Below are 14,497 nucleotides of genomic sequence, written 5' to 3' on the forward strand. Positions count from 1 at the left end.
ATTCTGCAGTTTTGTGGGAATATGTATTTAAAAACACACCGATGAAAAAAATGGTAGTACTGGCGTTTAGTTGCCTATTTAGTTTATTTAGTTGTCAGCTGAGAGCGGAAGACCAAGATCGTGAACTCAGTGGGGATTGGAAGATGACGCTGACGCATCCAGATCTTGGCGTAGTAGATCTTATTTTGACTTTTGATGCAACAGCAGATGCATTTAACGCTTATACGCGAAAAGGAGCAGATAAAATTATTGTTGGCGGTTGGACTTCTTTTTTAGGTCGCACGTTTACTTCCTCATTCAGAGACGGAAAATTAATCACCCTTGATGAGGGAAAACTTATACAAAAGGATGGTAAGAAAGAACTTAGTGGTATTTTTCGTTCTCCGATCGGCAATTATTACTTTAAGGGGGAGTTGATTGGAGAAACGTTGCAAGCGGAGTTAAAAACAAAAGATCAGTACCTCAAAGGAACAATGGTTGGAACCAAGCTCAACCAATCTTTGCCCTTGGTAAATTACGTGGATTTATTTGAGGAGGTTGTTGTGTTATCGGAACAAAATATCTACAACAAAGCAAGGATTGAGAGTAAGGAATGGAAAGGATTTAAAAAGAAAATGACCCAAGTGTTGCCTCAAATACACGACGATCTCGAATTGGTATTTGCCTTTTACTATTACGCTCAAAAATTGCCTTTTTCTCACTACGCTTTGTTGCGATTGAATGAAAGTGGAAATAATGCATCAGGAGGAGCAGTAGAGGAAGAAAGAAAAGAAGTTGAATTAACAGTACTAGAAGATGGGATAGGTTTGCTTTCCATTCGCGATTTTGGTGGTACAGCGGAAGCGATGCAACGTGTTTTCGTTGAGATTAAACAGCAGCATATTAAACATTTAATAGTCGATTTACGCAATAACCCTGGAGGCGGGATAGAGGCAGGGTTGACTTTTGTTAATCAAGTGGCTACAAATTCTTATTATGGGGGGATTTTTCTCACGCGAAAGTGGTTTGATCAGCAGCAAAAACTTCCAACTGAAGCACAGCAATCTAGTTTTATTTCTTTTACTGATGCAAATGCAACGGCTTTGTTGAGCCATATTCACCGTTACCCCGGTATTGCGTTGTCTGTTCAACCCGCAAAAGAAGCGCGATATGACGGACAGCTGTATTTGTTAGTTAACAGGCGTACTGCGAGTACCTGTGAGCCTATTGTTTATGGTTTGCAATTAGAAGGACGTGCCGTGGTAGTTGGAGAACAAACCGCAGGAGCTATGTTGAATAGTGAACGCTTTGCTGTGGCTCATGGGTTTACGTTACTCTTGCCTACTGCTGATTATTACACTGCAGATGCAAAGCGATTGGATCAGGTCGGTGTGCGGCCAACGGTGGCTGTTTCAAATGAAGAAGTCTTAGATTATGTGGTCAATCAATTGATTAAAAAAAGAGTAAACCCGAAGTAGCTGTCGTTTTGTTGTTAGGAAGTGTATGAAAGTTTTCACTTTCTTATAAATATAGTTTATTTTTGCGTCAAGATGGCGTTTTTTTCGAGCTCCTCGAAGAAGAACAGGTGTAATAAATGATATTTGTACTATGAAATACAATCCAAGCGAAATTGAAGCAAAATGGCAAAAGTTTTGGAAAGACAATCAAACTTTTAAAACCTCAAATCAATCAGATAAACCCAAGTATTATGTACTGGACATGTTCCCTTATCCTTCTGGGGCAGGACTGCATGTTGGACATCCTCTAGGGTATATTGCCTCGGATATTTTTGCAAGATATAAAAGACACAAAGGATTTAATGTATTACATCCTCAAGGATATGACAGTTTTGGACTACCTGCAGAGCAGTATGCCATTCAAACAGGTCAACATCCTGCAATTACAACAGAAGTAAATATTGCGCGTTATAGAGAGCAGTTGGATCAAATTGGATTCTCTTTCGACTGGTCTCGTGAGATTCGCACTTCAAATGCGGATTACTACAAACACACGCAGTGGATTTTTATTCAGCTGTTTAATTCATGGTATAATAAGGAGTCAGACAAAGCAGAGTCTATCGATACCCTGGTTGCATTATTTGAGCAAAAGGGGAATGCAATGGTTCAAGCTGTTTGCGATGATGCGATTGCGGAGTTCACTGCACAAGAATGGGCTTCTTTCTCTCAAGAGGAAAAAGAACGTGTTTTATTGCAATACCGTTTGACGTATTTGGCAGAAACAGAAGTGAACTGGTGTCCGGCTTTGGGGACCGTATTGGCAAATGACGAAATCAAAGACGGTTTGTCAGAGCGTGGTGGTCATCCTGTTGTGCGTAAAAAAATGAAACAATGGAGTATGCGTATTTCTGCTTATGCAGAACGCTTACTTGAAGGATTAAATACAATTGACTGGACAGAAAGTTTAAAAGAAAGTCAACGCAACTGGATTGGAAAATCGGTGGGTGCTGCTGTAGTATTCCATGTGAAGGATTCGAATGAAACGATTGAAGTGTTTACGACACGTCCTGATACTATTTTTGGTGTAAGTTTTATGACTTTAGCACCAGAACACGATTTAGTACGAAAAATTACAACACCAGAGAAAAGTGGTGCAGTTGAAGCTTATATCGATGCAACGTCTAAACGAAGTGAGCGCGACCGTATGGCTGATGTGAAAAAGATCTCAGGTGTATTTACGGGAGCCTATGCAGAACACCCTTTCACCAAAGAACCAATTGAAATTTGGATTGGAGATTATGTATTGGCTGGGTATGGAACAGGAGCTGTAATGGCTGTTCCTGCTGGAGATACGCGTGATTATGCTTTTGCAAAACACTTTGGTATTGAAATCAAAAATATTTTCAATCAAGATATCAGCGAAGAAGCTTTCGCGGAAAAAGAAGGATTTGTTTTAGAAAATTCTGATTTCTTGAATGGGTTAGGATATAAAGAGGCTTCGGCTAAAGCGATTGAAGCGATTGAAGCTTTGGGACAAGGAAAGGGAAAAACAAATTATCGCTTGCGCGATGCTGTTTTCTCTCGTCAACGTTATTGGGGCGAACCATTTCCAGTATACTATGTGAATGGATTACCTAAGATGATTGATAAGGCGTATTTACCTATTGTGTTGCCAGAAGTTGAAAAATACTTGCCAACAGAAGATGGACAACCTCCTTTAGGAAATGCACATACCTGGGCTTGGGATACTGTAAATAATAAAATCGTATCCAATGAGCTAGTTGATGAAAAGACAGTATTCGCATTAGAATTAAATACAATGCCTGGATGGGCGGGATCTTCATGGTACTGGATGCGTTATATGGATCCTACAAATGAAGAATTTATTGCGTCAGAAAAAGCGCTGGATTATTGGCAAAATGTAGATTTATATATAGGAGGAAGTGAGCACGCAACAGGTCACTTGCTATACAGCCGTTTCTGGAATAAATTTTTAAAGGATATTGGTGTTGCCCCGACAGAAGAACCTTTCGCAAAATTGATCAATCAAGGGATGATTTTGGGGACTTCTGCTTTTGTTTATCGCGTGGAGGGAACGAATACGTTTATTTCAAAAGATATGATTAAAGACGAAAAAGTACAACAGTTGTATGCTTATGTTGGACTAGTAAATAGTTCGTCTGAATTGGATATGGAAGGGTTCAAAGCATGGAGACCTGATTATGCAGAGGCAACGTTTATTTGCAATGCCAACGGAAAGTACATCGTCGGACACGAAGTGGAGAAAATGTCTAAATCGTATTTCAACGTGGTGAATCCCGATGATATTTGCCAAGAATACGGAGCAGATACCTTGCGTTTGTACGAAATGTTCTTAGGACCATTGGAGCAAGCGAAGCCTTGGAATACAGCAGGTATTTCGGGTGTATTTGGTTTCTTGAAAAAACTGTGGAGATTATATGCTGATGAAACAGCAGTTGTTGTGGTAAACGATGAGCCGACAAAAGAGATGTACAAATCCTTGCACAAGACCATTAAAAAGGTAGAAGAAGATATTGAAGGATTCTCTTTTAATACTTCCGTATCTCAATTTATGATTTGTGTGAATGAGTTAGGACAACAAAAATGTCATCACCGAGCGATCCTAGAGCCATTGGCTATTTTGGTAGCACCTTACGCACCTCATATTGCTGAAGAGCTTTGGAGTATGTTGGGACATCAAGAGACGATTGCTGATCAACCGTTTCCGGAGTTTGTCGCTTCATACTTAGTGGAAGATGCTAAAGAATATCCTGTTTCCTTTAATGGGAAAATGCGTTTCAAAATTGAGTTGCCTTTAGACTTGAGTGTGGAAGAAATTGAAAAATTGATTTTAGCAGATGAAAGAACACAAGCGCAATTACAAGGACGTGAACCGAAGAAGTTAATCGTTGTGCCAGGAAAAATTATCAACATTGTTGGTTAGTTCTACTGAAATAAAAAAACAGCATAAAAAATCCCGTTGTAGCGATACAACGGGATTTTTTATTTTTATTTTCCTGGACGGAGTAGTAGTGAGTTTTCGAAATCTTTTTTGATGGATTTGAGGTATCGTTCTGCTTCCAAACGCGTCTTGAAATTACCTGCCATTACTTTATATGAGGGGTTGGAATAAATGACTGTTGCTTCCATGTCAGGGTACAGTCTTTTGAATCGATTTAGTGCTTCTTTTGCTGGCTGATTTTTTCCGTAAAAAATCTGAATATTGTATTTATCCGTATTCAAGGAAGATGTTGTTGAAGATCTTTTAGCATCAACGAGTTTTTTTATGGCTAAAGGCTCTTGAATCGTAGTGTTTTTCTCTTGAGCGTAACTTATTGTATGCATAAAAAACAAGCAAAAAAGGACCGGAAATATTCTTAAAATTCTCATAATGAAATGTATTTGAAGCAAATTTACAATTATTCTTGAAAATTGCGTGAGATAGCTTTATTTAGAACGCGTATAAATTAAAGATTAAGGTCGTTAAAGGTTTTAAGAGTTATCCATAAATTGTATTTTTGTCGGAGTTTGTAAATAAGGTGTATTGAATAATAGTTGATTATCACTGTTATTAAAAGACCAAGTTTAGTTGAAAATCAATTTATAACTATGAAAAAAGTGGGTAACCATAATTCGTTTTCAAAGATTTTATTCTTTTGTTTAGCATTAATGCTATCGTTTTCTACAATTTCGTTTGCTCAGGATGCAGCAAAAGGTAAGGAATTGTTTAATTCTAACTGTGCGGCATGTCACAAGTTAGACGGGGCTTCTACTGGACCTGCACTGCGTGGAGTTGTTGAACGTCACGATGGAGATGTAGAATGGCTACACAAGTGGATCAAAAGTAGTTCGTCTTTGATTAAGTCTGGCGACGCTCGTGCAGTAAAACTGTTCAATGAGTGGAACAAAGTTGTGATGAACGACTTCCCAGGTTTATCTGACCAAGATGTAGATGATATCTTGGCGTATGTATCTGAACCAAAAGCTGAAGCTCCAGCTGCTACTGCAAGTGCTGGTGGTGCTCAAGGACAAGGTGGTGGAGATGCAGTTTCTAATATGATTGTGTTAGGAGCATTAGTAGTTGTGTTGTTATTATTGGTAACGATGCTTTTCCTTGTTAAAAAAGTATTGAATAAAGTTGTTGAGGCTAATGGTTTGACAGAAGAAGTTCGCAAAACAGTTCCAATGTGGAAGGCGTTTGTGAAAAACCAATTCTTGGTAATTTGTTCTACAATTGTATTTGTTCTAATCGGATCGTACTTCGCTTATGGCTTTATGATGCAGATTGGAGTAGATAAAGGGTATGAGCCAGTTCAGCCAATTCACTTCTCACACAAAATTCACGCAGGAGATAACGGTATCGATTGTAAATACTGTCACTCATCTGCTAGATCAAGTAAAACTTCTGGAATTCCTTCATTAAACGTTTGTATGAACTGTCATAAAAACATCAGTGAGTTCACTGGAGATGAGGGTGCTGACTACGGTAAGTATACACCAGATTTTTATACTGCTGAGATTCAAAAGTTATATGATGCTGTTGGATGGGATCCTGCTGCTCAAAAATATACTGGTAAAGAGAAGCCTGTTAAATGGGTTCGTATTCATAATTTACCTGATTTCGTTTACTACAACCACTCACAACACGTAAATGTTGCTGGTTTAGAATGTCAAACTTGTCACGGACCAGTGGAAGAAATGGAAATCATGAGACAACACTCTCCATTGACAATGGGATGGTGTATTGACTGTCACAGAACGACTGATGTTAAGTTACAGGATAATGCATACTATGCAAAAATCCACGAAGAACTTGCAAACAAGTACGGCGTTGAGAAATTGACAGTTGCTCAAATGGGAGGACTTGAGTGTGGTAAATGTCACTATTAAGAATTATTTAAGAATAAGAAGCTAATATTTATATACAATGGCATCAAACAAAAAATACTGGAAAAGTGTTGAGGAGCTGAATGATAATAGTTCTATTGTTGAGACGCTAAGAAACAATGAGTTTGTTGAGGAAATTCCTACAGATGAATTTCTTGGAGACAAAAACAAATTGTCTTCTTCTTCAACAACTCGTCGAGACTTTTTGAAATATGTTGGTTTTTCAACAGCGGCAGCAACATTAGCTGCTTGTGAAGGACCAGTTATAAAATCAATTCCTTACGTAGTTCAACCAGAGGAGATTATTCCTGGAATTGCAGACTACTATGCAACGACGATTGCAGATGGTTTTGATTTTGTAAATGTTTTGGTTAAGACTCGTGAGGGTCGTCCAATCAAAATTGATAATAATAAACTTGCAGACGCATATTCAGGTGCGAATGCGCGTGTACATGCATCTGTACTTTCAATGTATGATAGCATGCGTTTGAAAGCACCGAAAATCGAAGGGAAAAATGCTTCTTGGGATGAGGTAGATGCTAAAGTAAGAGCAAGTTTACAAGATGCTAAATCAACAGGAGGAAATGTAGTTGTATTAACTAATACAATGGCGAGTCCTTCTACAGATAAATTGATCGGAGAGTTTATTGAAACTTATCCAAACGCGAAACACGTAGTGTATGACGCAGTTTCATCATCTGCTGCTGCAGATGCTTATGAACAAGCATACGGAAAACGTGGATTAGCAGATTACGATTTTGGAAAAGCAAGCGTTATCGTTTCAGTTGGTGCTGATTTCTTAGGAGATTGGCAAGGTGGAGGATACGATTCAGCTTATGCTCAAAAACGTATTCCTAAAAATGGTGTAATGTCGAAGCATATTCAGATTGAAGCTAATATGAGTCTTTCTGGAGCGAATGCAGACGTTCGTATGCCATTGACTGTTGCAGAACAAAAAGCAGCTTTGGTTAAATTGTATAATGTAATTGTTGGAGGATCAGTTTCTTCTGTCAATACAGCTTATGATGAGGCAATCAATAAAGCAGCAAAACAAGTTAAAGCAGCAGGTTCTAAAGGAGTTGTTGTTACAGGTTTAGAGGATGTAAATGCACAGTTAGTTGTATTGGCAATTAACGAAGCTTTACAGTCAGAAGCTTTCTTGCCAGAACAAACAAAATATGTAAGATTAGGTAATGCTGCGAAAGTTGCTGAATTAATTAAAGAGATGAACGCTGGTAAAGTTCATACTTTAATTATGTCGGGAATCAATCCAGTATATACTTTAGCAAATAGTGCAGCTTTCGTTGAAGGATTGAAAAAAGTAAAAACTTCAGTGAGTTTTGCATTAAAAGAAGATGAGACAGCTTTAGAGACTACAATCGCTGCTGCTGCTCCTCATTATTTAGAGTCTTGGGGTGATGTAATGATCAAAAAGGGTCACTACTCAATTACGCAACCTACAATCAGACCTTTATTTGATACAAGACAGTTTCAAGAGGCTTTATTGTTGTGGAATGGAAATAATACAGCGTATTATGACTACATCAAAGCAACTAGCGCTTCTCAGGTTTCTGGTTTAACTTGGAATCAATTGGTTCACGATGGTTTTGCTGTAACAGGTGAACTTGCAAAAGTATCAGCTTCTGCTGATTTCTCTTCTGCAGTTTCTGCTTTAAGCAAAGCGAAAAAAGGAGAAGGTCTTGAGTTAGTATTATATACTAAAACAGGAATGGGAGATGGACAACAAGCAAACAACCCTTGGTTGCAAGAGTTTCCAGATCCAATTACGCGTGTATCATGGGATAACTATTTAACAATCTCACGCGCTGATGCTGAAGCTTTAGGTATTGTAAACTTTCATGTAGCTAACGGTGGATTAGACGGAAGTTATGTTACTATTCAAGCTAACGGCGTTACTTTAGAAAATGTACCTGCATTAATTCAACCTGGACAAGCAGCTGGAACAGTTGGTTTAGCTTTCGGTTACGGAAGAAAAGCAAGCTTAAAAGAAGACATGCAAGTAGGGGTGAATGCTTATACTCTATATCACAATTTCGATAACGTTCAAAATGTTACGGTAACAAAAGCATCAGGAAACCATGAGTTTGCTTGTGTTCAGTTACAAAACACGTTGATGAGTAGAGGTGATATCGTAAAAGATACAACATTAGAAATTTTCAATACAAAAGACGCTGAGGAGTGGAATATCTTCCCAATGGTTTCTTACGATCACCAAGAAGTAAGAGCGGCATCTGTTGATATTTGGGAGTCTTTCGATCGTACTGTAGGTCATCACTTTAATTTATCAATCGACTTGAACGCTTGTACAGGATGTGGAGCATGTGTTATCGCATGTCACGCTGAAAACAACGTACCAGTAGTTGGTAAGTCTGAGGTAAGAAGAAGTAGAGATATGCACTGGTTGCGTATTGATAGATACTATTCATCAGAAGATACATTTGCTGCGGATGTGGATAAAAAAGTTACAGCAAAAGGATTCTCAGAAGCTCGTTCTGCTTATATGGAATTAGAGCACCCTGCAGATAACCCACAAGTTGTATTCCAACCGGTAATGTGTCAGCATTGTAATCATGCACCTTGTGAGACTGTATGTCCAGTAGCGGCTACATCACACGGACGCCAAGGTCAAAACCACATGGCTTATAACCGTTGTGTTGGAACGAGATACTGTGCGAACAACTGTCCTTATAAGGTAAGACGTTTCAACTGGTTCTTATATGCTCAAAATGATGAGTTCGATTTCCACATGAACGACGATTTAGGACGTATGGTATTAAACCCAGACGTAGTAGTTCGTTCAAGAGGGGTAATGGAAAAATGTTCATTGTGTATCCAAATGACACAAGCAACAATCTTGAAAGCGAAGAATGAAGGTAGAGCGGTTCGTCCAAACGAATTCGAAACTGCTTGTTCTGCAGCATGTTCAAGTGGAGCTATGGTATTTGGAGATGTTAATGAAAAAGAATCAGAAATTACTAAATTAGCTGAATCAGATAGAACTTACCACTTATTAGAGCACATTGGTACAAAACCAAATGTATTCTATCATGTTAAGGTTAGAAATATCTAGTTTAAAAAGAATTATTAATTAAAGAAACATATAAAGGATTATGTCGTCACATTACGAAGCACCCATTAGAAAACCTTTAGTTATCGGTAAGAAATCTTACCACGATATAACTGTGGATGTGGCTAGACCTGTTGAAGGACGAGCAAATAAATTATGGTGGAGAGTATTCGCTATAGCTTTGTTAGCTTTCTTATGGGGAGTAGGCTGTATGGCTTACACTGTAGGAACAGGTATAGGTACTTGGGGATTAAATAAAACCATTGGATGGGCTTGGGATATTACCAATTTCGTTTGGTGGGTTGGTATCGGTCACGCTGGTACATTAATTTCTGCCGTATTATTATTATTTAGACAAAAATGGAGAATGGCTATTAACCGTTCTGCTGAGGCTATGACAATCTTCTCAGTAGTTCAGGCTGGTTTATTCCCGATTATACATATGGGGCGCCCTTGGTTAGCGTACTGGGTATTACCTATTCCAAACCAGTTCGGTTCGTTATGGGTAAACTTTAACTCACCGCTATTATGGGACGTATTCGCGATTTCTACGTATTTATCAGTATCATTGGTTTTCTGGTGGACTGGTTTACTTCCTGACTTCGCTATGTTACGTGATAGAGCTATCACTCCATTTACAAAAAGAGTATATTCAATCTTATCTTTCGGTTGGTCTGGAAGAGCAAAAGATTGGCAACGTTTTGAGGAAGTTCACTTAGTGTTAGCTGGTTTAGCTACTCCACTTGTACTTTCTGTACACACGATTGTATCTTTTGACTTTGCTACGTCAGTTATTCCTGGATGGCATACCACGATCTTACCTCCGTACTTCGTTGCGGGTGCAATTTTCTCTGGATTCGCGATGGTAAATACCTTGTTGATTATCATGAGAAAGGTATCAAACTTGGAAGATTATATTACCGTTCAACACATTGAGTTGATGAACATCATCGTTATGATTACAGGATCTGTAGTTGGGGTAGCCTATATTACAGAGTTGTGGGTAGCTTGGTATTCAGGAGTAGAGTATGAACAATACGCTTTCTTGAACCGTGCTTCAGGTCCATACTGGTGGTCGTACTGGTTGATGATGACATGTAACGTAATTTCTCCACAAGTAATGTGGGTAAAGAAAATTAGAACAAACATTATGGCTTCGTTTATTATTTCAATCGTTGTAAACGTAGGGATGTGGTTCGAACGTTTCGTAATTATCGTAACGTCATTACACAGAGATTACTTGCCGTCATCTTGGACAATGTTCCAACCAACATTTGTTGATGCTGGTATTTATATTGGAACAATCGGTTTCTTCTTCGTATTATTCTTGTTGTACTCAAGAAGTTTCCCTGTAATTGCGCAAGCAGAGGTGAAAACAATCTTGAAATCATCAGGTGAATACTACAAGAAAGAGAGAGATAGTAAAGAAGGTCATCAATCATTAAATCACTAATTCGTTATGAGTAATAAGTTTATTCACGCAATATACAATGATGATGATGTGTTGTTAGATGCAGTTAAAGAAACAAGATCTGCTCACCATCACATTGAAGAGATATATACGCCTTTCCCAGTTCACGGACTAGATAAGGCGATGGGATTAAAACCAACTAGATTAGCTATTTGTGCATTCTTATACGGTTTAGTAGGTTTAGCATTTGGAACAAGTATGATGTATTTTATCATGATTGTTGATTGGCCACAAGATATTGGAGGAAAGCCTAGTTTTAGTTTTATCCAAAATATGCCAGCTTTTGTGCCTATTATGTTTGAGATGACTGTATTGTTTTCTGCCCACTTAATGGTGTTAACCTTCTTCTTTAGAAGTAAGTTATGGCCATTCAAATCGGCTGAAAATCCTGATGTAAGAACAACTGATGACCATTTCTTAATGGAGGTTGCTTTAAAAGGAGACGAGGATACTGCAATTGAATTCTTCAAAGGAACAGGAGCAGTTGAAGTTAAAGTAATTGAAAAGTAATAGTAGCATGAAATCGATATATAAAATAGTAACTTTAGCGGGTGTAGCTGTTTTGACTACGTCTTGTTTTAACAAGGAGCGTCCTAACTATCAGTTTATGCCTAATATGTACGAATCTGTAGCATATGAAACATATGCAGAGGTTCCTACTACAGTTTTCAAAAATGGAAAGGAAGGACAACTTCCTGCAGAAGGATCAGTGCCTCGTGGATTTCAACCAGAAGAGTATGCAGATACGCCAGAAGGTTTAGCTGAAGCGAGATTACATTTGAAATCACCCTTAACTGCAGAAGAGAAAGATCTAGAGAAAGGTAAAGCGTTGTATGCAATTTACTGCTCAGTTTGTCACGGTGCAAAAGGAGATGGAAAAGGTAATTTGGTAAAAAGAGAAAAATTCTTAGGGGTTCCTAACTATCACGATAGAGAACTTACTGAAGGAGGTGTTTACCACGTTATTACTTATGGTTTGAATTCAATGGGAGCGCATAAAAACCAATTAACGCAACATGAGCGTTGGTTAGTTACTGATTATGTGCTTAAATTGAAATCAGAATAATAAATTGTAAAACTTAGTTGAAAGTTTAGATATGTACACATTATCAAAAAATTTGAAAACCTTTGCGTTAGTCCTAATGGTTCTAGGATTAGTAGGGATTGCGTATGGGTTTTTCAGTGCACCAAAGACAACTGCTGATGTAGAGCAGATTTTAAATGAGCAAGCGCACCATGATGGTGGACACCATGCAGATCATAGTGAAGTTTCGGATGCAGATCACGACGCTCACCAAAAACATTTAGAGCATGTGTTAACGCAGATGCAAAATAAACCTTGGACAGCTGTATATGTTGCTTGTATTTTTGTAATGCTTGTTTCTCTTGGGATTTTAGCTTTTTACGGAATCAATTACGCAGCAGCTGCAGGATGGTCGCCAGTTCTTTTCCGCGTTATGGAAGGGTTAACGGCTTACCTATTGCCAGGGTCAATCATTTTCTTTTTATTATTGATCGCAAGTGCTGCGGGAGGTAACCACCTATTTATTTGGATGGATCCTGCCATAGTAGAACACGATGCTTTAATTGCTGGAAAAACAGGATATTTGAATATTCCTTTCTTCTTTATAAGAGCAATCATCTTCTTAGGTGGATGGAACTTATATCGAGTGTATATGAGAAAGCAATCATTAAAATTAGATGAAACAGGTGACTTAGCATTCCATAAAAAAATGTTCAAAGCATCTGCTGGTTTCTTAGCTTTCTTTATTGTTACTGAATCAATGGCTTCTTGGGACTGGATCATGTCCATCGATACACACTGGTATAGTACATTATTCGGATGGTATGTATTCGCTAGTTTCTTTGTAACTGGTATTACTACAATCGCATTCGTTACTTTGTATTTGAAAAGCAAAGGGTATCTGGAATTTGTGAATACAAGTCATATTCACGATTTAGCTAAATTTATGTTTGGTTTAAGTATTTTCTGGACTTACCTTTGGTTCTCACAGTTTATGTTACAGTGGTACTCTAACATTCCTGAGGAGGTTACCTACTTTATCTTCAGAATTCAAGAATATAACTTACCATTCTTCGGAATGTTAGTGTTGAACTTTGTGTTGCCTTTATTATTATTGATCAACACTGATTTCAAACGTTTATCTTGGATCGTTGTTATGGCTGGTACTTCAATTATTGTAGGTCACTATTTAGACTTCTTTATTATGATCAGTCCGGGTACAGTTGGTGGATCTTGGTTTATCGGAATTCCTGAAATTGCTTCGTTAATGTTCTTCATTGGATTATTTATCTATGTTGGATTTACAGCAATCTCTAAAGCTCCGTTATTAGCTAAGAACAACCCGCTAATTGAAGAAAGTAAACATTTTCATTATTAATAATTAAAAATAAACCAATGACTAGTTTATTAATAGTAGCGATAGTTGTATTATTGGGAATTGCAATTTGGCAATTGACGAAGATATTTGATTTAACACAAGTAGGATCAGGTCCTGATGACTATGCATCTCAAGTAGCGAATCCAAAAGATAACAACGTACAAGGTTATGTAGTTTTCGGATTCCTAGCTTTCATTTATGTATTCACTATCTATTGTTTAGTAGAATACGGAAGCTTTCCATTAATGAGTGATTCAGCTTCAGAACACGGAAAAACAGTTGATAATCTAATGTGGATTTCAATGGGATTGATTTTCTTCGTTCAGATTGTTACACAATTCTTATTACACTACTTCGCATTTAAAGCTCGTGGTATTAAAGGAAGAAAAGCAAGATACTTTTCTGATAATGATAAATTAGAAGCTGCTTGGACAATTATTCCAACAATCACGTTAACAGGATTAATTCTTTACGGTTTGTTTGCTTGGAATGATATCATGTTTGTAAATGAGGAAGAGGAAGTAATCAACATCGAAGTATACGCAAAACAATTTGCGTGGGATGTTCGCTACTCTGGTTCAGACAATACATTAGGAAAAGCAAACGTACGTTTTATTAAAGGAATAAACGTAGTAGGGGTGGATATGACTGACCCTAACGCTCAAGATGATAAAATGGCAAAAGAACTTCACTTACCAGTTGGAAAGAAAGTCGTTTTAAAATTTAGATCACAAGACGTGTTACACTCGGCTTATTTGCCGCACTTTAGAGCGCAAATGAACTGTGTGCCTGGAATGGTTACTCAATTTGCTTTTGTACCTAGCGTTACAACAGAAGAAATGAGAACTCGTGAATCAGTTGTTAGTAAAGTGAATAATATTAATAATATTAGAGCTGATAGAAGTCAAGAGCTTATCGCTGAAGGTCATGAGCCTTTAGATCCATATACATTTGATTACTTATTATTGTGTAACAAAATTTGTGGAGCTTCTCACTATAACATGCAACTTAAAGTTGTTGTGTCTACAGAAGACGAATTTAAAGCTTGGTTAAAAGAGTTACCTACTTTAGCAGAACAAGTGGCTGCTGAAAATGGGGCTAAAGAGGAAGAAGTAGCTGCACCTGCTGAAGAAACAGAAGTTGTTTCAGAAGTTGTAGAAACGGAAGCTATCGCTCAAGTAGTAAAATAATT

General features: G+C 37.8%; 10 protein-coding genes. 9 read left to right on the forward strand and 1 reads right to left on the reverse strand.

The genetic code is table 11. The annotated features are described in order from the left end of the window. Positions 1–41 precede the first annotated feature (41 nt). Complete coding sequence (locus ACPDHL_RS08885; protein WP_430532416.1) at positions 42–1,457, forward strand: S41 family peptidase; 1,416 nt, start codon at positions 42–44, stop codon at positions 1,455–1,457. Between the two features lie 130 nt (positions 1,458–1,587). Beyond that, positions 1,588–4,401 carry a leucine--tRNA ligase gene (gene leuS / locus ACPDHL_RS08890; RefSeq protein ID WP_430532417.1) on the forward strand — a complete coding sequence of 938 codons (2,814 nt, stop codon included), beginning with the start codon at positions 1,588–1,590 and terminating at the stop codon, positions 4,399–4,401. 65 nt (positions 4,402–4,466) lie between these two features. Here the strand turns inward: leuS and ACPDHL_RS08895 are convergent, their stop codons facing one another. Continuing rightward, a complete protein-coding gene (locus ACPDHL_RS08895; protein ID WP_430532418.1) occupies positions 4,467–4,802 on the reverse strand; it encodes an SPOR domain-containing protein in 336 nt (111 codons plus the stop codon). A gap of 264 nt (positions 4,803–5,066) precedes the next feature. Here ACPDHL_RS08895 and ACPDHL_RS08900 point away from each other — a divergent pair, with 264 nt between their 5' ends. The 7 genes from ACPDHL_RS08900 to ACPDHL_RS08930 are packed head-to-tail and all read left to right on the forward strand — an operon-like array spanning position 5,067 to position 14,495. Continuing rightward, positions 5,067–6,347: a c-type cytochrome gene (locus ACPDHL_RS08900; RefSeq protein WP_430532419.1), complete on the forward strand. Its 1,281-nt coding sequence runs from the start codon at positions 5,067–5,069 to the stop codon at positions 6,345–6,347. 37 nt (positions 6,348–6,384) lie between these two features. After that, the gene (locus ACPDHL_RS08905) at positions 6,385–9,435 is read left to right on the forward strand and encodes a TAT-variant-translocated molybdopterin oxidoreductase (RefSeq protein ID WP_430532420.1); all 3,051 of its coding nucleotides are present in this window, start codon (positions 6,385–6,387) and stop codon (positions 9,433–9,435) included. A 40-nt stretch (positions 9,436–9,475) separates the two neighbouring features. Next, positions 9,476–10,885 (forward strand): NrfD/PsrC family molybdoenzyme membrane anchor subunit, encoded by a 1,410-nt coding sequence (gene nrfD / locus ACPDHL_RS08910; protein WP_182625544.1) that lies wholly within the window; start codon positions 9,476–9,478, stop codon positions 10,883–10,885. A gap of 6 nt (positions 10,886–10,891) precedes the next feature. Further along, on the forward strand, positions 10,892–11,413 hold the full coding sequence (locus tag ACPDHL_RS08915) for a DUF3341 domain-containing protein (protein WP_182646878.1): 522 nt from the start codon (positions 10,892–10,894) through the stop codon (positions 11,411–11,413). A gap of 7 nt (positions 11,414–11,420) precedes the next feature. After that, a complete protein-coding gene (locus tag ACPDHL_RS08920) occupies positions 11,421–11,969 on the forward strand; it encodes a c-type cytochrome (protein ID WP_182625545.1) in 549 nt (182 codons plus the stop codon). Between the two features lie 31 nt (positions 11,970–12,000). Then, a complete protein-coding gene (locus ACPDHL_RS08925) occupies positions 12,001–13,305 on the forward strand; it encodes a quinol:cytochrome C oxidoreductase (RefSeq protein WP_430532421.1) in 1,305 nt (434 codons plus the stop codon). A gap of 17 nt (positions 13,306–13,322) precedes the next feature. After that, positions 13,323–14,495: a cytochrome c oxidase subunit II gene (locus tag ACPDHL_RS08930; RefSeq protein WP_430532422.1), complete on the forward strand. Its 1,173-nt coding sequence runs from the start codon at positions 13,323–13,325 to the stop codon at positions 14,493–14,495. The last annotated feature ends 2 nt before the right edge of the window (positions 14,496–14,497 follow it).

Source organism: Myroides sp. C15-4, assembly GCF_050522745.1.
Classification (GTDB): domain Bacteria; phylum Bacteroidota; class Bacteroidia; order Flavobacteriales; family Flavobacteriaceae; genus Flavobacterium.